We start from the raw sequence: 21,682 nt of genomic DNA, 5'->3' as shown, positions 1-21,682 counted from the left end.
GCTACGTTATGAACCGCAGAGACGCTATTGCCCGGGTTGCCCTTCTGATGGGGGGCACTGTTGTCGGCGCCGAGTACTTTTTGAGCGGCTGTTCTTCGCCGACTCAGGAGAAAGAAGGCAAGCAAGCCAGTGCCCCAACCGCACCCAAGGAACTGGTGAACCAGGACCAGATTCGCTTGCTGGATGAAGTTGGCGAAACCATTCTGCCGGCTACCCAAACGCCAGGAGCCAAAGAAGCGAAGGTGGGCAGCTTTATGGCCATGATGGTGCGCGATTGTTACACGCCGGAAGAGCAAGAAGTATTCACGGCCGGTATCAAGCAGCTCGATAAGGATTGTAAAAAGCAGCACGGCAAAGATTTCCTGGCCTGTACGCCGCAGCAGCGCACCGCTTTTCTGACGGCACTAGATAAGGAGCAGAAAGACTTCACGGAGCATCGCCGGGCAGATGATCCTAGCCAGTACTTCCGGATGATGAAGCAACTGACACTGCTTGGCTACTTCACCTCGGAAGTAGGCGCCACCAAAGCCCTGCGGTACGTGCCCGTGCCGGGCCGCTACGACGGCTGCGTGCCCTACAAGAAAGGCGATAAAGCCTGGGCAACTACCTAGGTTTAAGCTAGCTAAATCCTTTTTGCATTTACCTTATTCACGCTGCCAAGCGTAACCTGCCATGTCCCCAACTATTCGCGTGAAACTATCCATCATGATGTTCCTGGAGTTTTTCATCTGGGGCGCCTGGTTTGTAACTCTGGGAACGTACCTGCTGCAAAACCTGAAAACGACAGGAACGCAGGTTGGCGTAGCGGTGCTCACGCAGTCCATCGGGGCGATTGTCGCGCCGTTTATCATCGGTTTGATTGCCGATCGGTTTTTCTCAGCGCAGAAGATCCTAGGTGTCCTGCACCTAGCGGGAGCTTTCCTGCTGTGGCGTGCTTCTACGGCAGCTGACTTCAGCGCTTTTTACCCTAGCATCCTGACGTACATGATCTTGTACATGCCGACGCTGGCGCTGGTGAATTCCATTTCCTTCCGGCAGATGAAAAATCCGCAAAAGGAATTTGCCATGATTCGGGTGCTAGGAACCCTAGGTTGGATTATCGCGGGCGTCACGATCGGCTGGCTGAACTGGGAGCAGAGCGGAAACCTAGGTCTTACCTTTGAAATGGCCGCTGCTGCGTCGGCGCTGCTGGGCGCCTTCAGCTTCACGCTGCCTGCCACGCCGCCCGTCAAAAAAGAAGGCCGGAGCACGGTGGGCGAAATGGTGGGCCTTGATGCCATTCGGCTGCTGAAAAACCGTTCGTACCTGATCTTTTTTCTGGCGTCCATTGCCATCTGCGTGCCGCTGTCCTTCTATTATGGCTTCACCAATCCGTTTCTGAACGAAGTGGGCATGAAGTCGGCGGCGGGCATTCAGAGCCTGGGGCAAGTATCGGAAGTGCTGTTTATGCTCCTCATTCCGGTGTTCTTCGCTCGACTAGGTGTGAAGAACATGCTAGCTATCGGGATGCTGGCTTGGGTGATTCGCTACGTTTTCTTTGCTTACGGCAACGCTGACACCAATTATTGGATGCTGATTGCGGGCATTGTGCTGCACGGCATCTGTTACGATTTCTTCTTCGTAACGGGCCAGATTTACACCGACAACCTAGCTGGGGAACAGTCGAAAAGCGCGGCGCAGGGATTCATCACGTTGGCTACGTACGGGGTGGGAATGCTGATCGGCTCGCTTATTTCCGGTCAGATCGTGGACGCGCATAAGCTAGGCAACGAGTTGCATTCCTGGCAGGCCATCTGGCTGATTCCGGCTGCTATTGCGGGCGGCGTTCTGGTGGCTTTCGTGCTCTTGTTCAAAGACCGAAATAGCGCGCCGCAGCCCGACGAAATGCTGTATCAGGAAACAACTGCCCGCCTTGAAGTTTAACATGAAGCAGTTGCTAGTCAGCTGATTCCTAAACGACATACCCGTTACATGAAAGTAAGATTAGGCATGATAGGCGGCGGACAAGGCGCCTTCATCGGTGGCGTGCACCGCATGGCCGCTGCTCTGGATGGCCTGTACGAGCTGGTGGCAGGCGCCTTCAGCAGCGATGCCGAGAAGTCGAAAGCCACCGGCGTACTGCTAGGGTTAGCGCCTGAGCGCGTCTACAACTCATACATAGAATTAATAGAGCAGGAAAAACAGCGGCCCGCACACGAGCGGGTGCAGGTAATCAGCATCGTGACGCCCAACCACTTGCACTTTGAACCGGCCAAGCTAGCTCTGGAAAATGGCTTCCACGTCATTCTCGACAAGCCAATGACATTCTCCCTGGCAGAGGCAAAACAGCTTCAGCAGGTGGCCGCAAGCAGCGGTGGCTTGTTTTGTCTGACGCATACCTACACGGGCTATCCGATGGTAAAGGAAGCTAAGCAGTTAGTGGCGGCGGGTACCCTAGGTACCATCCGCAAAGTGTACGTAGAATATCCGCAAGGCTGGTTGAGCAGCTTCGAAGAAGGCACTGATAACAAGCAAGCCGCTTGGCGTACCGACCCCGCACGCAGCGGCGTGGCCGGCGCGATGGGCGACATTGGTACGCACGCCTTCAACCTGCTGGAATATGTCAGCGGCTTGCAGGTAATTAAGCTTTGCGCCGACATCAACATCGTAGTGCCCGGCCGCCAGCTCGACGACGATGGGGCCGTGCTGCTCAAGCTGTCCAACGGTGCCAGCGCTGTGCTGATGGCCTCGCAGATTGCTGCCGGCGAAGAAAATAACGTTCGCATTCGGGTGTACGGGGAGAAAGGCGGCCTCGAATGGCAGCAAGCCGACGCTAACACCTTGCTGGTTAAATGGCTCAATAAGCCCACCGAAATCCGTCGGACGGGCGCGGGCTATGTGAGTTCCTTTGCCCAGCACAACACCCGCACGCCCGCTGGCCACCCGGAGGGCTACCTGGAAGCTTTTGCCAATCTGTACCGAAATTTTGCCCTGACCTTACAGGCCCGATTGACGGGCCAAACCGCGCCAGCCGAAGCCGCTGATTATCCGAGCATCGAAGAAGGCGTGCGCGGCATGGCCTTCATCGAGAGCGTTATTGCCTCGGGCAAGTCGGAGCAGAAATGGACGGACTTTACCAATTAAATCAAGATGAGAACCATCAAAGGCCCTGCTATTTTCCTGGCTCAATTTATCGGTGATGAGACTCCTTTCAATAGCCTGGAATCGATTTGTGCCTGGGCGAAAAACCTAGGGTACAAGGGCATCCAGCTGCCCACCACCGATAGCCGCTTCATCGATCTTCAGCAAGCCGCCGAGAGCAAAACGTACGCCGATGAGCTGAAAGGCAAAGTGCAGGCTGCTGGTCTGGAAATAACTGAGCTTTCCACGCATTTGCAGGGGCAGCTCGTGGCGGTGAATCCGGTGTACGATCAACTGTTTGATGGCTTTGCGCTCGAAGCGTACCGCAACAACCCCAAGGCCCGACAGGAGTGGGCGGTGCAGCAGCTCAAGTATGCGGCCAAAGCCTCCCAAAACCTAGGTCTGACGGCACATGCCACGTTCAGCGGCGCGCTGCTCTGGCCGATGGTGTACCCGTGGCCGCAACGCCCCGCCGGCTTGGTCGATACCGCTTTCACCGAGCTAGGTCAGCGCTGGCTGCCCATCCTGAACACGTTTGAGGAGTGCGGCGTGGACGTGTGCTACGAGATCCACCCCGGCGAGGACCTGCACGACGGCATCACCTATGAAATGTTCTTGGACAAAGTAAACCAGCATCCGCGCGCCTGCCTGCTCTACGATCCTTCGCACTTTGTCCTGCAATGCCTTGATTACCTAGAGTATATCGATATCTATCACGAGCGTATCAGAATGTTTCACGTCAAGGATGCGGAGTTCAACCCGACTGGTAGACAAGGGGTGTATGGCGGCTACCAAAACTGGATTGATCGGGCGGGCCGGTTTCGTTCGCTCGGCGATGGGCAGGTAGATTTTAAGGCTATTTTCAGCAAGCTGGCTGCCTACGACTTTCCCGGCTGGGCTGTCCTGGAATGGGAGTGCGCCCTCAAGCACCCCGAAGATGGCGCCAGTGAAGGCGCCCAGTTTATCAAAGACCACATCATTCGGGTCACGGATAAAGCCTTCGACGATTTCGCGGCTGCCCAAACGGACAGCGCCTTCAATAAAACCCTACTTGGTATTTAAGAAGATGATATTCAAGCAGAAAGCAATCCTGTTCCTAGGTTTATGCGCCACGGCAGTTGCCTGTACTTCAGAGTCGCAGAAGCAGGCGGAGCGGGCCGCCCTCAACGAGAGAAGCAGTGATAGTACCTCTGCCGCCAATCTCACCGCCGTGGCCCACCAGCCGCAGATTGATACCAGCGCCAACGACATCGGGACCGACAAATCGGGCGGCTTACTAGCAAAAGGGGTGAAGCTGATAAACGCCTCCGACTGCACGAGCTGCCATAAAGAAAAGGAGCTACTGGTCGGACCCGCCTATAAGGATGTAGCTAAACGCTATACCTCAACCGACGCCAACATAACCGCCTTAGCTACGAAAATAATTAAGGGCGGCCAGGGCAACTGGGGCCAAGTGCCCATGACGCCGCACCCTGATTTATCGGTGGAGGATGCAAAAGAAATGGTGAAATATATTCTGACAGTTAAATAGAATAATAAACGATTAACGTTTTAAAGAATAAAAGCCTGATTCTTAATTGCAGAAACCGACATGGCAAGTAAACCAACCCGCAGAGCTGCTATAAAAAACATTGTTGCGGGGGCCGCAGGGCTAGGTGCGGTTGGGGCAACGAGTTCATTTACGTTGGAAGGTATGCAGCACAATAAAGCTGACCTGAAAGGGAATATTAATCATTCGGTATGCCGCTGGTGCTACAATGATTTGTCCGTAGATCAATTGTGCGCAGCGGCAAAAAATATTGGTATTAAAGGAATCGATTTAGTTGGGCTAAAGGACTGGCCAACGTTGAAAAAGTATGGCTTAGATTCGCCCATGTGCAACGGGGCGGAGATAAACCTCACGGATGGCTTTAATGATCCGCAATTTCATGCTACGCTGCTGAAGAATTATTCTGAAATGATACCGCTCGTAGCGAAAGCAGGTTACAAAAACCTAATCTGTTTCAGCGGCAGCCGCAGAGGCATGAGCGACGAAACAGGATGGGATAATTGTGTGAAAGGGCTTAAGCCTTTGCTGGCGCTGGCGGAAAAACATAAAGTAGTTTTGGTAATGGAGCTGCTCAACAGCAAGATAAATCACAAAGATTACCAGTGCGACCGAACATCCTGGGGTGCGGAGCTAGCTAAAAGGCTAGGTAGTGAGCATTTTAAATTGCTTTATGATATTTACCATATGCAGATTGATGAAGGTGATATTATTCGAAATATCAACGAATACCACCCCTATATAGCGCATTATCACACGGGCGGCGTACCCGGCCGCCACGAAATTGATGATACGCAGGAAATATATTATCCGGCCGTGATGCGCGCTATAAAAGCCACGGGATTTAAGGGATACGTTGCGCAGGAGTTTGTTCCTGCGCAAACAGATAAAATTGCTTCCCTGAAAAATGCTGTTCAGATCTGTGATATATAATTAAAAATTAAACTAGGTATAATAGCACCCTAACGCATGAAGCATTTCGTACTTACGCTTTTATTAGGTGCTAGCTTTTACAAAGCTGAGGCCCAGCAAACTGCAAAGCCGGAAGATACCGAAATCTGGCAGCCGGTGCCGAAGCGTGTGACGCCCGGCAAAACCACCAGTGAGGCGCCTGCTGATGCTGTTAGGCTATTCGACGGCAAAAACCTAGGTCAGTGGGTGTCTACGGACAACCGCAACGCTCCGGCAAACTGGACGGTTGCCGATGGGGTGCTGACGGTGAAAAAAGATGCTGGTAACATCGAAACCAGGCAGACTTTCACCAATTACCAGTTGCATATTGAGTGGCGCATTCCGACTGCTATCAGTGGCACGGGGCAGGCGCGAGGTAATAGCGGGCTTTTTCTGGCTTCTACCGGCAAAGGAGACGCGGGCTACGAACTGCAAATTCTGGATGCGTACGACAACAAAACGTACGTGAACGGCATGGCGGGCAGCATTTATAAGCAGCTGATTCCGTTGGCTAATCCGGCGCGCAAGCCCGGCGAGTGGCAGACCTACGATGTAGCCTGGACGGCGCCTACGTTCAACGCGGATCGCTCCTTGGCTAGTCCGGCGCGGGTAACGGTTTTCTTCAACGGCGTGCTGGTGCAGAACAACGTCGCGCTGTTAGGCCAAACGCTCTACATTGGCAAACCTAGCTATCAGGCGCACGGCGCAACCCCCATCAAGCTACAGGCCCACGGCGATAAAAGCGAGCCGATCAGCTTTCGTAATATCTGGATAAGGCCTTTATAATCTGCGGCCTAGCTTCTTATCCGGCAACGATTTAGCGTCTTCACTCTAACTATTCTCTCCCCACATGACGACTTCCAGAAGATCTTTTTTGCGCTCCGCTACCTTGCTTTCCGCTGGCCTGGCTGTTTCGCCTGCTTTGTTGGCTGCTCCTAAGCAATACATTGGCTTGCAGCTTTATACAGTGCGCGAGGCAATGGAAAAGGACCCATCCGGAACGCTCGCCAGATTGGCTAAAATAGGGTACACCTCCGTAGAAGGCGCCACGTACACAGGCACGGAAAAGTTCTATGGCATGACGCCGCAAGCCTTTGCCGCAGTGCTCAAGCAAAACGGGCTGATTATGCCTAGCAGCCATTACCGGCTGGGGGAGGAGCAAACGGGCGGCGCCCCCGTGCAAGGCACCATCCTGCACGACTGGGACCGCGCCGTGGATGATGCCGCCGCAGCGGGCGTTAAGTACATGGTATGCGCATACTTGTCGGAAGCCGAGCGCGGAACCAGCATAGACCGCTACAAAGCTATTGCTGAGCAACTTAACAAAGCGGGAGATCGGTGCAAAAAGGCTGGCATTCAACTGTGCTACCACAACCACGACTTCGAGTTTGCGAACCTAGGTGGGCAGCTGCCCTACGACACGCTCCTCACCGCCACCGACAAAAACCTGGTGAAGATGGAGCTGGATATCTATTGGGTTTCGAAGGCGGGGAAGGACCCATTGGCGCTATTCAAACAGCACCCGGGCCGCTTCCCCTTGTGGCACGTGAAAGATATGGATACTACGTCCCAGAAATTCTTTACGGAAGTAGGCAGCGGCAGCATCGATTTCAAAAAGATATTCGCTCACGCCAGCGAAGCTGGCTTGCAGTATTTCTTTGTGGAGCAGGACAAAACGCCCGGCTCTCCCTTTGATAGCGTCACGAAGAGTATTTCTTATATTAAGAAAACGTTGCTGTAAATTCTAGCTTCCAAAAAGCTAGGTATATGGCTTGCTGAATACATAATTGACGCATAAACGTTTATAGTAGAGCTAGCTTTCAGGGCTAGGCCAATTCCTGCCCCACAACATGAGAAAAACGACCATTTTGGCACTTGGTGCCGCCCTGCTATTTACGTCTAGTTCCTTTGACGCACCCGAAAAGCCGAAAGGCTGGGAGCCATTGCTCGACAAAAAACTGAGCAAGTGGCGCACCTTCGAGAGCTACCGGCACAAGCTAGGCTACAAAGGAAAACAGCCCACCGACGCCCAGGGGAAGCCCATTCCGCCTATCGGCTACGATAAGAATGAGGCCAACGTCTTTTCGGTCGTGATGGAGGGGAACGAGCCGGTGCTGCGCATTAGCGGGGAGATTTACGGCTGCGTGTTCACCAAGCAGGATTTCGCCAACTACGACCTAAAGCTGAAGGTGAAATGGGGCCAAAAGAAGTGGGTGCCGCGCCTGGATGAGCCCCGCGACAGTGGCATCCTCTACAACAGCCAGGGCGAGTGCGGCGTGGATTATTGGCACAGCTGGATGCTGAGCCAGGAGTTTCAGGTATCAGAACACGAAAAGGGCAATGCAATGGGCGATTTCTGGTGCATCGCCAACTCGACGGCGGATATACACGCGGCCTACAACCCGACCAAAGACACGCTGAAGTATAATCCGGCCGCTCCGGCCGTAACGATGGGGCGGGGTGGCCCCGGCTTCTGCCAGGCTGCCGCCAACTACGAATCGCCCGCTGGGCAGTGGACGGAGCTGGAACTGATAAACGTGAATGGCAAGAGCGTGCACATCGTGAATGGACATGTGGTGCTTGCCGTGAATAATTCGGGCGCCGTGATAAATGGGCAGCGCCAGCCCCTAACGCACGGGAAAATACAGCTGCAAAGCGAAGCTGCTGAATTATTTTATAAAGGCATTATGATAAAGCCAATTGATGCTATGCCGGCTGAGTATGAAAAATATTTCAAGTAGGAGTATGATAATTGAATAGTGAAGCTGTTTAGCAAGTAAAAAAGAACGTCATGCTGAGCTTGTCGAAGCATGACGTTCTTTTTTACTTTTTTATTGGGAATCTATTTTATTTACCCGCGTCGGTGCTATTGCTGATAAAAGCAATCTTCTTTCCGTCGGGTGACCAGGATGGTGTATTCATAGTACCTTGTCCGCCATACACGTACGCAATTACTTTGGGCTTGCCGCCCGAAATTGGCATCAAGCGTAAATACACGTGCTTGTAAAAAGGATGCTCGTCGGCTGGTACTTCTTCTTTCAAAAATGACACCAAGGCAATCCACTTGCCGTCTGGTGAAATATGCGGAAACCAGTCCTGGAACTCGCCATCCGTTACGGGTTCCTGTTGGCTACCATCAGCTTTCATGCGCCAGATTCGCATGGTGCCCGTGCGACTGGAGTTGAAGTAAACATATTGACCATCAGGCGTGTACTCGGGGCCATCGTCTAGCCCTTTGCTGTTGGTAAGGTTAACTTCGAGGCCGCCAGCCGCTGGCACCCGATGAATATCAAAATCGCCATTACGCTGGCCGGTAAACAACAGGTTTTTCCCGTCCGGCGACCAACTGTGCAAGTAGGAAGGACCAATAGGCGTGATCTGTGTCGGGTTTCCGCCGGTAGCTGGCACCGTGTACACGATGGAGCCACCTAGCTTCTCGACGCCGCTGCTCAGGCCCAGCATAGTGCCATCGAAGGACAGGACGTGGTCGTTATTGTTGTTTCTTACCTCACCCGTTGGCAGCACGGCGGGCTTGCGCGAGGCTAGGTCGAAAGTGTACATTAGGCCTTCGCTGTTGTAAATGAGCGTTTTACCGTCGCGGGTCCAGTTGGGTGCCTGCAACGATTTCGATGAGGTATAAATAACTTCCCGGTTGCCGGTTGCTACATCGAGCAGCTCCAAATTACTACCTAGGTATTCGCGATACTGCACCAGTCCCTCGTGTGCGGGCACAGAAATCTGAACATCGCGAAACGAGCCCGTTGCAGGAGCCTTGGCATTGCCGGCGCGCACGAAAAGCCCCACGTACACCTCGGCACCCAGGTCGATATCTGCTACCTGCTCCGTTGCGAAGGGCTGCCCAAACTGTGCTACGCGGATGGTGTACGTTTGACCTTTTCTTTCGAGTTGAATAATATCTGCGTGCGTAGTTTTTACGCGTTTTTCTTCGATGCTTCCGCCTGCTGTTTTTCTGAATTGCAGAGAAGTTAAGCTGCCATCCTGCACCGCCGCCGCTACTAACGGTGAATTATCATCCAGACTTTTGCGTGCCATCCAGCCAATTTCCTGGCCTGAGTCAATGCCGGTTTTTCCAGCAAAATCAGCGCGAGCGTACAAAATAAAATCGCCTTTTAGTTTCTTATATACACAGTGAAAAGCACTAGGAGCGCCGCTGGTAGATAGTATATATTGATCCGTGGCTGCTTTGTAAGTGGCCGTAGCCGTTTTTGCGCTAGTTCCAATAACTCGGTTGCCCTCGAAAATACCTAGGTTTTGCTGTGCATGCGCAGCCTGAAAAAGCAGGGTAAAAAGAATCGGTAGAACTGCGCCCCACGCATTGTTTTTCATTCTCATATAGGCTCTTGTTTTGGTGTGTACGCCTCGGGAAGCTAAGGAAAGTATTCTTAAGCAGAAGTGCGGGTGGAAGTCCTGCCGGCTTTTACAGTTCAGATGCTTTCGTCAGCAAATAGCTTTATAATCAGAGTGCTTTCTTAGCTTGACGGTAAGATAATTGCGTGGAAAGCTAGTCTGTTCTGCCATAAGCAAGTTGCTGCGCGTGCGAGCGGCGTTTGGTATTAGACGAATGCCCACCAAATTCGGCCAAAAAGTTGCACTTGCGCTCCTGGTGTTAGGTATGCAGCTGCGAGGTAGTCAGCTCTTCTGCGCAAAAGAATAGTTTTGTGGTTTTTACTGCCTGATCCTGCCCGAATCAGTCGCTTTATAGAACGCCAGCGTTACCGTTTGCGCTGTCTCTTACCTCTTATGTTTCTTAGTACTTTATGATTTCTGTTCTGCCTTCGCCCCCCGATTTTTGGGCCGCGCAAGTAGCCGCGGAACGCATTCTTCGTGAGCAGGCAGAGGCTGCGTTAGCTGCCGCGGAAACTCGTACGGCCGCGTTGGAACAACAGCTGGCGGTAGCTCAACAGCACGCGCACCGCCACCAGCGCCAGTTGGAAGCCTTGGTGCAGAACCTGCGCGCGGGCTTGCTGCTGGTGGATCCAGAGGGCCACATCCAGTTCGTGAATAGCTATTTCCGGGAGCTGTTTGGCCTGGCAACCGAAGACACCATTGCGGAAGTATATCCGCCCCCGCCAAACACGATTTCTATCAAAGATGCTTTTCAGCGCCCGGCGGAGTTTAGCACCCGCGCGCAGGTGCTACAGGCGGCCGGACAAACCGTGCTGAATGAAGAGTTTGTGCTGGCGAACGGCCGCGTAGTGGAGCTGGATTACTTGGTGCTGGACCAAGGGCAAGCCGGACGCCTGATTTGCTACCGCGACGTAACCGAGCGCCACGGGCGCGAAAACCAGCTGCGGATGCTGTCCTACATGCAGGAGCAGAACCCAAACCCCATTCTGCGCCTGGCGCCGGACGGGGCGGTGGTTTACGCCAACCCGGCTGCCGCGCCGCTCGTGCAGATTTTAGCCGCTGATGTCCCGACCGCGCTGCGCCAGCAACTGCTGACGCTCGTGCAGACGGCCCTCGGAACCGCCGCGCCGCACCAGCAGGAGCTTGCCGTGGCCGAGCAGCACTATCTGGTTACAGTGGTAGCCGTGCCCACGGAAACTTACGCAACGTTGTATCTGACCGACATCACAGCCCGGCAGCAAGTTGAGCAGCAACTGGCGGAGCAGCGTGTCTTTTACGAGACTATACTGGCAGAAGTCCCCATTGCCGTATCGGTAATGGATGCTGACTTTCGGTATCGGTTCGTTAACCCTGCCGTAGAGCCTGATCCTGTTTTGCGCGAGTGGCTGCTCGGCAAGACGAGTGAAGAGTCGTGCCGCTACCGCCAAGTTTCGCAGGCTACGATGGAGCTGCGACAGCGGGCCTTTGAAAAGGCAATGGCGCAAAAGCGGGAAGTAACCTGGGAGGAAATGCTTATCAACAATTCCAAGCCCCGTCATATGCTGCGCCGCCTGCGCCCCATCGTCGAGCCGGATGGCACCATCCGCTTGCTGGTCAGCTCCGGCCTAGATATCACCGCCCGCAAGCAGGCCGAAGAAAAAGTGGCGCAGCAGCAGGAGTTCTACGAATCCATCCTGAACCTGCTGCCAGTAGATATTGCGGTCTTCGATGCCGGGCATCGCTACTTATTTGTGAATCCGGCTTCCATCTCCGATCCGGTAACGCGCCGCCAGGTCATTGGGATGACGAATGCCGAGTATTGTGCATTTCGTAGCCGGCCTGCAGAAATTACGCAGCAGCGCGAACAGATCTTTGCGCAGGCAGTAAGTACCCGTACCGATGTTGCGTGGGAGGAAACGTTGTGGGAGCGGTATGGGCAGCAACGAACGCTGCGCTGCCTGCGGCCAGTTTTTCACCCTGATGGCTCGTTGCGCTGGGTAGTAGGATCGGGGCTCGATATTACTGCCCGCTACGCCGCTGAAGAACGGCAGCGGCAAAGCGAAGCCCTAATTCGTGAGCAGCAGGCTCTTATCCGCCTGATCGTAGATACGCTGCCCAGCGTGGTGTACGTGATGGAGCCGGATGAAAGCATCGTTTTTACTAACAAAGCCTTCGAAAACCTAGCTTCTCGCAGCGAACATATACAGCCATACGACCAGCAGAGCGCGGAGGTGCGAGAGCAGATCCACTTGCTGCGGACATGGCGTGAGCAAGTGATGACCACTCAAAATCCCCTGGCCACGGAGATGCCCTTCACGTTGCTGACGGGTGAAGTCCGGCATCAGCAGGTGCATATGCGTCCGTTGCAGCGTACTGAGAACGATGGTGCTGTGCTCGTTGTGTGCACCGACATTACCGATTTGAAGCAGGCGCAGCAAGCCGCGGAAGAAAATGCCCACGCCAAGGAAACGTTCTTGGCTCGCATGAGCCATGAAATCCGGACACCGCTAAATGGTATCCTAGGTATGGCTAATCTGTTGCGCAAAACGCCGCTTACGGTGCTTCAGCAGGAGTATCTGCACACCATGCAGCGGGCCGGACAGCATCTGCTGGCGCTAGTGAATGATGTGCTGGACATGGCCAAGATTACGGCCAATCACCTCCAACTCGACCAGACACCCTTCGACTTGACCGTTACGCTCGAAGGTGCCCGGCAAACGGTAGCTGCTTTAGCGGAAGAGAAAGGGCTGGCCCTGGTTATGGCTCCGTTGCCCCTGCCTGGTACACAAGTGGTAGGTGACGCCTATCGGCTGCACCAGGTGTTATTAAACCTGCTCAGCAATGCCATCAAGTTTACAGAGCACGGCAGCGTTCAGCTTGGTGCGGATGTGGTGGAGGATACCCCCGACGTCCTGACGCTGCGCTTCTGGGTGCGCGATACGGGCATTGGCATTGTGCCGGAGCAACAGACGCACATCTTCGAAGCCTTCACTCAGGCGAGTGCCGAAACAAGCCAGCAATTTGGCGGCACCGGCCTAGGTCTGGCCATCAGCGAACAGTTGGTGCACCACATGGGCGGTACGTTGCGGCTATGTAGCGAGCCAGGGCAGGGCACCACGTTTTCCTTCACGCTTACCTTACCTAAGGTTGTGCAGACGGGAATAGCGCCGGAACCCGCGCCCGCAATGACGTACGAAGCACTGCGTGGTCTGCGCGTGCTGTTGGCCGAGGATAACATGGTGAACCAGTGGCTGGCAACGGTGATGCTGGAGCATTGGGGCGTGCAGGTGGAGGCCGTGAGCAATGGCCTGGACGCCTTGGCACAACTCAAAGCAAATCCTTACGATGTCGCCATCCTAGATATTCAGATGCCGGGCCTGAGTGGGGTGGGTGTCACGACGGCCTTACGCCAATATCCGGACCCTGCCCGTGCCGCCGTTCCCATTCTGGCCCTCACGGCTAATGCGTTTGAAACTCAGAGCGAAGGGTATCTGGCGGCTGGTATGAACGCGTGCCTGACCAAACCCTTTGAAGAAGCTGACTTGTGCCAAGTGCTGCTACAACTAAGTCATGAAGCAACTAGGTTTTAAAGGACAGATAATCAGGCAGAAGATTTATTCCATCTGCAAACAACCATTTTAGAAGAAGACCGTCTATTTCAAGCAGTCTATGGCTGCTGCTCTAGCTAAGGCCTTTCTAAAACCGTTCTACGCACATGAAAAAAATAATACTGATTTTAGGGAGTCTGGCTTTGATGAGCACGGCTGCTCAGGCGCAGTGGGTTGCGCAGCCGATTGGGTTTGAGGACCCGGAGTATACAGTAGTTAGCGGCCTGAAAGTCATTGACAATAATGTAGCCTGGGCCGCTACGAGTAACATTGATGATACTGATGGAAGCTTGCTTCCTGGATATGAGTACGCGCGCACGACAGACGGCGGTGCCACATGGACCACTACTGAGATTAGCGCGCTGACCATTGATGAATATTCTCTGGGAATTTTCGGGGTCGATGCGAATACGGCGTATGTTACGGTTAAGGACTTTACGTCAGGAAGCAGCCGCATCATAAAGACAACTGACGGCGGCACCACTTGGGCAACCTCATTCACGTTCTCTTCGCAGGCCAGTATTCCTGTTATTGTTGGTTTTTTCAATACCAACGAGGGCGTCTGCATTGGGTATCCTACGACGATTAACGGACCGTTCGAGATTTATACTACGTCCAACGCCGGTGTCAGCTGGACGCGCGCGACTAATGTGCCGGCGTCACTCACACCTAGCTCGTCCTCAATAGAGTATGTGGCTTCTGTTAAGCCAGTTGTGGCTGGGAACAGCATATGGTTTGTGACCGGCAAAAACCGCATCTACTATTCATCTGATAAGGGAAAAACATGGAATGTCAGCGCTCCTACTTCAACCAACCCGTTGCAGGGGCTGGCTTTTCAGGATGCTAATAATGGTTTGGTTATCGGTCTGAATGCGCAGAACACCAGCCACACGCTCTTACGCACGACCGATGGCGGCGCTACGTGGAACAATGTTTCGTATACCGGCCCGCTGCACGGCTATGATATCAGCCGCGTGCCAGGTAACGGCAACTATATATCGGTCGGCGTAAATATCGGTAGCAACACCAGCAACAATAAGGACGCTGGCTCTTCTTACAGCCAGGATAATGGTCAGACCTGGATTCCGTTGGAATCGACCAGAAACCACATCATAGTGGATGCAGCCAGTCCTACGGCCATTTGGACGGGCGCTTTTGGCCCCGGCGTATACAAGCTAAACACCACCGTGCTCAGCACCCGCCAGGACGCGGTCCTGCAACGCAGTCTGCACGTATTTCCCAACCCGAGCGCCGATGGGCAATTTACGGTGCAGCTAGGTTCCGGCCTGCGTAGCGCAGCGCAGGTGAGCGTGCTGGATGCCCTGGGTCGCAGCGTATACTCGCAGACCGTGCCGGCTGCCGCCAATCCTAACCTGGCCATCAACCTGGCCCAACAAGCGGCGGGCATTTATACCTTGCGAGTAAGCTCGGCCAGTGGCGTAGCGCAGCAGAAATTGCTACTGAAGTAAGAAAAACGATTTGTTTTCAGTAAAAATGCCTTCCGCTGAGGAAGGCTTTTTTATGCGCGGTTTAGTTCGTTTGCAACCCTTTAGCGAGTATAACGAAGAGGTAAATGATAGTAAACTAGCTACTTGACTTGTTATAAAATATTGCATTATTCAATAAACGTAATGAAACAGTTGCTGAAAGGTTTATATTTAATCGCAACTTAGTCAACACAGCTCCATCATCCATACCACTAAAACCCCATGAAAAAACCATTACTCCTCATTGCTGGCCTGGTTCTGACCAGCTTCGCCGCTCAGGCGCAGTGGGTGCTGCAACCCTTCACCTTCTCGGATCCTTTCCAGGTAGCCTACAACCTGGATGCGGTAGACGCCAACGTCGTTTGGGCGGCGGGCAACGACCTGATCGAAGGAACCGCCAACCAGTATGCGCGCACCGCGAATGGCGGAACTTCCTGGACGACGGGTACCATCGCGAACCTGACCAGCGCCGAAACCATCACCGGCATTGCGGGCGTAAATGCCACGACGGCTCTGGTGTGCGTCACAACCGGCACCACCGGCCGGATTCTGAAGACGGTGAACGGCGGCACCACCTGGACGGTCCAGTCGACGGCCGGCCAGTTTGCCGGACCTAGCAGCTTCCCCAACTTTATCAGCTTCTTCTCGGCCACCGAAGGCATCTGCGTCGGTGATCCGCCCACGGGTACGGCCTTCGAGATTTATACCACCGCCGATGCCGGCACTACCTGGACGCGCGTGCCCGTGGCCAACGTGCCCGCCGCGCAGGCTGGCGAAACGGGCATTGTGAAGAACTTCGCCGTTCTGGGCAATAGCTGCTGGTTCTCGACCACCAACGGTCGGGTTTACTACTCTTCCAACAAAGGCCAAACCTGGGCAGTGGGCAACAGCGGCCTGAATACTAGCGGCGACCTAGCTTTCACGGATGCCTCGAATGGCATTATGGTTACCGGCGATCTTGGCGGCAGCGCGCACACCATCGCGCGTACCACGAACGGCGGCGCTACCTGGACCCGCGTCACGTTCACGGGTACTGTGCACGGGGAGGTAAGCGGCGTGCCCGGCACGAATGAGATTCTATCAGTGGGCCTGCTCGACGACTTTGGCTCTTCCTACAGCCGCAACGGCGGCCTGACCTGGACCACCCTCGAAACCACCCGCGACCATGCCTCGCTAGATGTGGTGAGCCCCACCGTGGCGTGGTCTGGCGCCCTGGATATCGACAACGTAGCAGGCATTGGGGTCTACAAACTCAACTCGACTGTGCTGGGCAACAGCAAGGACGTAGCCCTGCAGAATGGGCTGAGCGTGTATCCGAACCCGAGCGCCGATGGGCAATTCACTGTGCAGCTCGCCTCGGGCCTGAGCGCCGAAGCCAAGGTGGAAGTGTTCGATGCCCTAGGTCGGAACGTGTACGCGCAAAGCGTGAAAGCGGCGGCCAAACCGGTCTTCTCGCTAGACCTAGCTCGGCAGTCGGCCGGCGTCTACACCTTGCAGGTGAAGACCAACGGCGGCGTGGCGCAGCAGAAATTGGTTGTGCAATAGCCATTCTACTGTTCAGCTGACAAGAAGCCTTCCTTGCTTGCAGGGAAGGCTTCTTTTTGCTCCTGTCCGGTGCCGATTTTTCGGGCAAGAAACGGCCCTGAAACCCGCAAATTCTGGCAAAAATCGAATAAAATGGGTATCTTTGTATACTAACCTTTGCGCTGAATTTACAGGCAACACATGAGCGAAACGAAAGAAGTAAAAGCCCCCGACGCGTACTCCGCTGATAGTATTCAGGTACTGGAAGGGCTGGAAGCCGTACGGAAGCGTCCGGCCATGTACATTGGCGATATTGGCATCAAAGGACTGCACCACTTGGTGTGGGAAGTAGTCGACAACTCCATCGACGAAGCCCTGGCCGGCCACTGCGACCTGATTCAGGTTACCATCAACGAAAACAACTCCGTTACCGTCCGCGACAATGGCCGCGGTATTCCCGTTGACTTTCACCACAAAGAAGGCCGTTCGGCCCTGGAAGTGGTGATGACCGTGCTGCACGCCGGCGGTAAGTTCGATAAAGACTCTTACAAAGTTTCCGGTGGTCTGCACGGCGTAGGCGTAAGCTGCGTAAATGCGCTGAGCAAAGACCTGAAAGTAACGGTGCGCCGCAACGGCCACATGTACGAGCAGGAATACAAAATCGGGCATCCGCAGTATCCCGTTAAAGAAATCGGTGACACCGACGAGCACGGCACCCAGGTCGACTTTCTGCCCGACGACAGCATCTTTACCGAGAGCGTTTATAAGTACGAAACGATTGCCACGCGTCTGCGCGAGCTAGCGTACCTGAACAAAGGCATTCGCATCACGCTCACCGACCGCCGCGAGAAAGACGCCGACGACAAGTTCCTGTACGAAGAGTTCTATTCGGAAGGCGGCTTGAGCGAATTTGTGAACTACCTCGACAGCGGCCGCGCCGTGCTGATGCCCAAGCCCATTCACGTCATCACGGAGAAGGGCGGCACGCCGGTGGAAGTAGCGTTGCAGTACAATGACTCCTATCAGGAGCACATCTACAGCTACGTCAACAACATCAACACCATCGAAGGCGGCACGCACGTAGCTGGCTTCCGTTCGGCCCTTACCCGCACCCTGAAGGCCTACGCCGACAAGTCGGGGATGCTGGAGAAGGCGAAAGTGGAAATTCAGGGCGACGACTTCCGCGAAGGCCTCACCGCCGTTATTTCGGTGAAGGTGCAGGAGCCGCAGTTTGAAGGCCAAACCAAGACCAAGCTAGGTAACTCCGACGTGAGTGGTGCCGTGAACCAGGCCGTGGGCGAAATCCTAAACCAGTATCTGGAGGAAAACCCCAAAGAAGCCCGCATCATCGTAGAAAAGGTCATTCTGGCTGCTCGTGCCCGTATTGCAGCCCGCAAGGCCCGTGAGATGGTGCAGCGCAAAACAGTGCTAGGTTCCAACAGCCTACCCGGTAAGCTAGCTGACTGCTCCGAATCCGACCCTAAAATCTGCGAGCTGTACCTGGTGGAAGGAGACTCAGCAGGTGGCACAGCTAAGCAGGGCCGCAACCGGGCGTTCCAGGCCATTCTGCCGCTGCGGGGTAAAATCCTGAACGTGGAAAAGGCGCAGGAGCACCGCATCTACGAGAACGAGGAAATCAAGAACATGATTACCGCGCTCGGGGTGTCGTTCGGCACGCCGGCTAACGCGGAAACCGGTGCCGAAGCCGACCCCAAAGGCCTGAACACCGACAAGCTGCGCTACCACAAAGTCATCATCATGACCGATGCTGACATCGACGGTTCGCACATTCGCACGCTGATCCTGACGTTCTTCTTCCGCTACATGCGTGAGCTGGTAGACCGGGGTTATATCTACATTGCCCTGCCGCCGCTCTACCTCGTGAAGCGTGGCAAGGAAGAACGCTACTGCTGGACCGAGCAGGAGCGCCAGGAAGCCCAGGAAGAAATGGGCCGCGGCAAACCGGAAACTGTGAACGTGCAGCGCTACAAAGGCCTAGGTGAGATGAACGCCGAGCAGCTCTGGACCACCACCATGCAGCCCGACACCCGCTCGCTAAAACAGGTAACGGTAGAATCGGCGGCCGAAGCCGACCACCTGTTCTCTATGCTCATGGGCGACGAAGTAGCCCCGCGGCGGGACTTCATCGAACGAAACGCCAAGTACGCCAAGCTAGACGTGTAATGGCTGTTGAATAAAGAAAAGCCCGCTACGTAGCGGGCTTTTTTATTCCTAAAATCTTTTGAAAATGCGACAAAATATTTCTTCCGGTGCTCCCTGGGAGCCTATCGTCGGCTACTCGCGGGCCGTGCGCGTGGGCAACGTGGTGGAAGTAGCCGGCACAACGGCCCAGGACGGTGACATCATCACGGGTGCTGACGCTTACACCCAAACGAAACGCATTCTGGAAAAAATAGGCGCGGCGTTGCAGGAAGCAGGAGCTAGCTTCGAGCATGTCATTCGCACGCGCATTTACGTTACGGATATAACGCAGTGGGAAGCCGTGGGGCGGGCGCACGGGGAAGTGTTCGGCGCAATTCGGCCCGCTTCCACGCTGGTCGAGGTTAAGGCACTGATTGACCCTAGGTTACTGGTAGAAATTGAGGCTACGGCTGTTATTTCTTAATTAAGAATTATACCGCTAAGCTGCTTAACTACGTATATTATCTTTCCTTTGCTCGACTATGAAACTCTTTAAATCTGCCGACCTCATCCGCAAAAGCAAGTACATCAGCCGCGACCTGAGCTGGATGCGCTTCAACTACCGCGTGCTCGATCAAGCTAAAGACCAGGCGCGTACGCTGTTTGACCGGTTGCGGTTTCTGGGCATTACTTCTTCTAACCTGGACGAGTTTTTTATGATCCGGGTGGGTTCCTTATATAATTACCTAGACTACGGTAAGGAGCGCGTCGACTATTCGGGGCTGCGCGAACTGCCCTTCCGGCGCAAGTTGCTGGACTTTGCGCACCGGTTTATTAACGACCAGTCGCTCACGTACCTAAATGAGCTGAAGCCGCTGTTCGAGAAGAACGGCTTCAATATTCTGCGCATGGACGAGCTGACGGAAGTGGAGCTGAAGAAGGCCGATGGCTACTTCAAGAACACCGTCTTTCCGCTGCTCACGCCGATGGTGTTCGACTCCTACCACGGTTTCCCGCTGATGATGAACCAGATGCTCATCTTCGGAGTGGTGACGCACACGCAAGCCGAACCCGAAATTGGGAAAGGGCAGGAGCGCCTCACCTTCGTGCAAATTCCGCAGAACCTGTCGCGCTTCTTCGAGCTGACGCGCAAGGACAAGGTGATTTTTGTGCCAATTGAGGAAATCGTGCGGGCCAACCTGCCGAAGCTGTTCCGCAACGTGGAAATAGAATCGGCCAACCTGTTTCGCATCACCCGCAACGGCGACTTCACGCTGGAAGAATCGGACGACATCGACGTGGATTTCATCAAAGAAATTCAGGTTGGGCTGAAAACCCGGAAGAAAGGGCGCGTCGTGCGGCTGGAAGTCGAGAAAGACGCCTCGCCGGTGCTGATGGATGTGCTGAAGGAACGCTGGCGCATTGATAATGGCAACGTGTTCGTTATCAACTCGATGATGGATATGAAAGGGCTGCTGCAAATTGTGCGGCACCCAAACTTCCGGGGCAAAGCATCTCGGATGCCTTCCCCGGTGATGCCGCTGAGTTTGCCGGAAGGTGCCGAGGAAAACCTGTTTGATTACCTCAAGCACCACGACGTGATGCTGCACCATCCTTACAACAGCATTGAGCCTTTAGTGCGCTTGCTGGAGCAGGCGGCCGAGGACCCACACGTGCTAGGTATCAAGCAGACCATCTACCGCCTCGCCGACGACTCGCGCGTGACGGCGGCTTTGCTTAAGGCCGCTGAGAACGGCAAGCACGTATCGGTGCTGTTTGAGGTGAAAGCTAGGTTCGACGAAGAGCGCAATATTCGTGAAGGGGCTAGGTTGGAAAAAGCCGGCTGCTTCGTCATCTATGGCGTGAGTAAGTACAAGACGCACACCAAGATGCTCCAGATTATCCGCAAGGAAGGGGAGAAGGTGACGCGCTACGTGCATATCGGTACGGGCAACTACAACGAGCAGACTTCGCGCCTCTACACCGACGTGAGTCTGCTCACGACTAATGATGTGTACGGCCATGATGTGTCGGAATTCTTTAACGTCATCACCGGTCACTCGCAGCCCGACGACTACGAATACCTCATCACGGCACCCAAAGACATGCGCCAGCAGCTCATCCACCTGATTCGGGAGGAGATGAAGAACGCGAAGAAGGGTTTGCCAAGCGGTATTGTGATGAAAATGAACTCCTTGGAAGACAAGGAGACGATTGATGAACTGTACCGAGCCAGCAAAGCCGGCGTACCGATCCGCTTCATTGTGCGCGGCATTTGCTGCCTGCGGCCGGGGCGACCAGGGCTGAGCGAGAACATTGAGGTGCGCAGCATTGTGGGCGACTACCTGGAGCATGCCCGCTTGTTCTACTTCCACCAGGCCGGAAACCCGAAGGTGTATGCTGGCTCGGCCGATATAATGGTGCGCTCGTTTGACCGGCGCATTGAGGCGCTATTCCTGATTGTAAATCCGCAGCTCAAGCGCGAAGCCATCAGCATTCTGATGCTCAACCTTCAGGACAACCAGAACTCTTATCTGATGCGTGAAGATGGGGCTTATGTACGGGTGCGCCCCGGCGTAGACGAGCCCATCGTGAACGTGCACCGCGACTTCTACCGCCGCGATGAAGAGCGCATGGCGGCAGCAACCCCTGAAGGATTGCTGCACTTGCTGTTGCAGCAGGCCATTCGCAACCAGCAAGCAGAAGCGCTAAGTGCCGCGCAATTGGCTGAGCACGAAGCTGCCACTGCCGCTGAAATTGCCTGCGAAGATGCCATTCCTGAGGAAGCGGAATACGCGCACTCCGTTGCCATCGGGGAAGGTGAGATAGACGAAGCCGTGCTGCCGGAAGCCTAGGTATAGGTAGTAAAAGGAAACTCCCTTACTAATTAAGACTATAGGTTAAAGCACCAACGATCAAGAGCCTGATTTTGCACAGAAATCAGGCTCTTGATCGTT

Annotated in this window: 16 protein-coding genes; 15 read left to right on the top strand and 1 reads right to left on the bottom strand. The window is 54.5% G+C overall.

All coding sequences use genetic code 11. The annotated features are described in order from the left end of the window. Positions 1-8: 8 nt before the first annotated feature. The 9 genes from IEX74_RS11355 to IEX74_RS11315 all read left to right on the top strand — a co-directional run bounded on the left by IEX74_RS11355 (position 9) and on the right by IEX74_RS11315 (position 8,358). Positions 9-611: a gluconate 2-dehydrogenase subunit 3 family protein gene (locus tag IEX74_RS11355; protein ID WP_188814084.1), complete on the top strand. Its 603-nt coding sequence runs from the start codon at positions 9-11 to the stop codon at positions 609-611. Positions 612-672: 61 nt separating this feature from the next. After that, entirely contained in the window at positions 673-1,923 is a 1,251-nt protein-coding gene (locus IEX74_RS11350) for a nucleoside permease (protein ID WP_188814083.1), read from the top strand. 48 nt (positions 1,924-1,971) lie between these two features. Beyond that, positions 1,972-3,123, top strand: a complete 1,152-nt coding sequence (locus IEX74_RS11345) for a Gfo/Idh/MocA family protein (protein WP_229755225.1) — start codon at positions 1,972-1,974, stop codon at positions 3,121-3,123. A 6-nt stretch (positions 3,124-3,129) separates the two neighbouring features. Next, complete coding sequence (locus IEX74_RS11340) at positions 3,130-4,182, top strand: sugar phosphate isomerase/epimerase family protein (protein ID WP_188814082.1); 1,053 nt, start codon at positions 3,130-3,132, stop codon at positions 4,180-4,182. 4 nt (positions 4,183-4,186) lie between these two features. Then, positions 4,187-4,651 carry a c-type cytochrome gene (locus IEX74_RS11335; RefSeq protein WP_188814081.1) on the top strand — a complete coding sequence of 155 codons (465 nt, stop codon included), beginning with the start codon at positions 4,187-4,189 and terminating at the stop codon, positions 4,649-4,651. Between the two features lie 60 nt (positions 4,652-4,711). Further along, positions 4,712-5,599, top strand: coding sequence for a hydroxypyruvate isomerase family protein (locus IEX74_RS11330; protein WP_188814080.1), 888 nt, complete (start codon positions 4,712-4,714; stop codon positions 5,597-5,599). Between the two features lie 36 nt (positions 5,600-5,635). Continuing rightward, a complete protein-coding gene (locus tag IEX74_RS11325) occupies positions 5,636-6,403 on the top strand; it encodes a 3-keto-disaccharide hydrolase (RefSeq protein WP_188814079.1) in 768 nt (255 codons plus the stop codon). A 64-nt stretch (positions 6,404-6,467) separates the two neighbouring features. Then, complete coding sequence (locus IEX74_RS11320; protein WP_188814078.1) at positions 6,468-7,358, top strand: sugar phosphate isomerase/epimerase family protein; 891 nt, start codon at positions 6,468-6,470, stop codon at positions 7,356-7,358. A gap of 109 nt (positions 7,359-7,467) precedes the next feature. Further along, positions 7,468-8,358, top strand: a complete 891-nt coding sequence (locus IEX74_RS11315) for a 3-keto-disaccharide hydrolase (protein WP_188814077.1) — start codon at positions 7,468-7,470, stop codon at positions 8,356-8,358. Between the two features lie 106 nt (positions 8,359-8,464). Here the strand turns inward: IEX74_RS11315 and IEX74_RS11310 are convergent, their stop codons facing one another. Then, positions 8,465-9,670, bottom strand: coding sequence for a TolB family protein (locus IEX74_RS11310; RefSeq protein WP_229755224.1), 1,206 nt, complete (start codon positions 9,668-9,670; stop codon positions 8,465-8,467). A 725-nt stretch (positions 9,671-10,395) separates the two neighbouring features. On the opposite strand from IEX74_RS11310, the gene IEX74_RS11305 reads away from it, so the two are divergent. From IEX74_RS11305 to ppk1, 6 genes are all read left to right on the top strand, one after another. Continuing rightward, complete coding sequence (locus IEX74_RS11305; RefSeq protein WP_188814076.1) at positions 10,396-13,554, top strand: PAS domain-containing hybrid sensor histidine kinase/response regulator; 3,159 nt, start codon at positions 10,396-10,398, stop codon at positions 13,552-13,554. A gap of 125 nt (positions 13,555-13,679) precedes the next feature. Beyond that, the gene (locus tag IEX74_RS11300) at positions 13,680-15,041 is read left to right on the top strand and encodes a T9SS type A sorting domain-containing protein (RefSeq protein ID WP_188814075.1); all 1,362 of its coding nucleotides are present in this window, start codon (positions 13,680-13,682) and stop codon (positions 15,039-15,041) included. A gap of 240 nt (positions 15,042-15,281) precedes the next feature. Further along, positions 15,282-16,604, top strand: coding sequence for a T9SS type A sorting domain-containing protein (locus IEX74_RS11295; RefSeq protein WP_188814074.1), 1,323 nt, complete (start codon positions 15,282-15,284; stop codon positions 16,602-16,604). Between the two features lie 180 nt (positions 16,605-16,784). Continuing rightward, the gene (gyrB, locus tag IEX74_RS11290) at positions 16,785-18,767 is read left to right on the top strand and encodes a DNA topoisomerase (ATP-hydrolyzing) subunit B (RefSeq protein WP_188814073.1); all 1,983 of its coding nucleotides are present in this window, start codon (positions 16,785-16,787) and stop codon (positions 18,765-18,767) included. A gap of 64 nt (positions 18,768-18,831) precedes the next feature. Next, positions 18,832-19,209, top strand: coding sequence for a RidA family protein (locus IEX74_RS11285; RefSeq protein WP_188814072.1), 378 nt, complete (start codon positions 18,832-18,834; stop codon positions 19,207-19,209). A gap of 58 nt (positions 19,210-19,267) precedes the next feature. After that, positions 19,268-21,580: a polyphosphate kinase 1 gene (gene ppk1, locus IEX74_RS11280; protein ID WP_188814071.1), complete on the top strand. Its 2,313-nt coding sequence runs from the start codon at positions 19,268-19,270 to the stop codon at positions 21,578-21,580. Positions 21,581-21,682: the final 102 nt, after the last annotated feature.

The organism is Hymenobacter cavernae (assembly GCF_014641455.1).
GTDB classification, from domain to species: Bacteria; Bacteroidota; Bacteroidia; order Cytophagales; family Hymenobacteraceae; genus Hymenobacter; species Hymenobacter cavernae.
Note: the sequence above shows the minus strand (reverse complement) of the source record. Positions and strands in the feature narration are given on the sequence as shown.

What these genes read in the sequence shown, in the direction of transcription:
- IEX74_RS11300 (WP_188814075.1), top strand. Translation starts at nt 13,680, where the DNA reads ATGAAAAAAATAATACTGATTTTAGGGAGTCTGGCTTTGATGAGCACG.
- IEX74_RS11295 (WP_188814074.1), top strand. Translation starts at nt 15,282, where the DNA reads ATGAAAAAACCATTACTCCTCATTGCTGGCCTGGTTCTGACCAGCTTC.
- IEX74_RS11345 (WP_229755225.1), top strand. Translation starts at nt 1,972, where the DNA reads ATGAAAGTAAGATTAGGCATGATAGGCGGCGGACAAGGCGCCTTCATC.
- IEX74_RS11310 (WP_229755224.1), bottom strand. Translation starts at nt 9,670, where the DNA reads ATGGCACGCAAAAGTCTGGATGATAATTCACCGTTAGTAGCGGCGGCG.
- IEX74_RS11325 (WP_188814079.1), top strand. Translation starts at nt 5,636, where the DNA reads ATGAAGCATTTCGTACTTACGCTTTTATTAGGTGCTAGCTTTTACAAA.
- IEX74_RS11285 (WP_188814072.1), top strand. Translation starts at nt 18,832, where the DNA reads ATGCGACAAAATATTTCTTCCGGTGCTCCCTGGGAGCCTATCGTCGGC.
- IEX74_RS11350 (WP_188814083.1), top strand. Translation starts at nt 673, where the DNA reads ATGTCCCCAACTATTCGCGTGAAACTATCCATCATGATGTTCCTGGAG.
- IEX74_RS11330 (WP_188814080.1), top strand. Translation starts at nt 4,712, where the DNA reads ATGGCAAGTAAACCAACCCGCAGAGCTGCTATAAAAAACATTGTTGCG.
- IEX74_RS11355 (WP_188814084.1), top strand. Translation starts at nt 9, where the DNA reads ATGAACCGCAGAGACGCTATTGCCCGGGTTGCCCTTCTGATGGGGGGC.
- IEX74_RS11305 (WP_188814076.1), top strand. Translation starts at nt 10,396, where the DNA reads ATGATTTCTGTTCTGCCTTCGCCCCCCGATTTTTGGGCCGCGCAAGTA.
- gyrB (WP_188814073.1), top strand. Translation starts at nt 16,785, where the DNA reads ATGAGCGAAACGAAAGAAGTAAAAGCCCCCGACGCGTACTCCGCTGAT.
- ppk1 (WP_188814071.1), top strand. Translation starts at nt 19,268, where the DNA reads ATGAAACTCTTTAAATCTGCCGACCTCATCCGCAAAAGCAAGTACATC.
- IEX74_RS11335 (WP_188814081.1), top strand. Translation starts at nt 4,187, where the DNA reads ATGATATTCAAGCAGAAAGCAATCCTGTTCCTAGGTTTATGCGCCACG.
- IEX74_RS11340 (WP_188814082.1), top strand. Translation starts at nt 3,130, where the DNA reads ATGAGAACCATCAAAGGCCCTGCTATTTTCCTGGCTCAATTTATCGGT.
- IEX74_RS11320 (WP_188814078.1), top strand. Translation starts at nt 6,468, where the DNA reads ATGACGACTTCCAGAAGATCTTTTTTGCGCTCCGCTACCTTGCTTTCC.
- IEX74_RS11315 (WP_188814077.1), top strand. Translation starts at nt 7,468, where the DNA reads ATGAGAAAAACGACCATTTTGGCACTTGGTGCCGCCCTGCTATTTACG.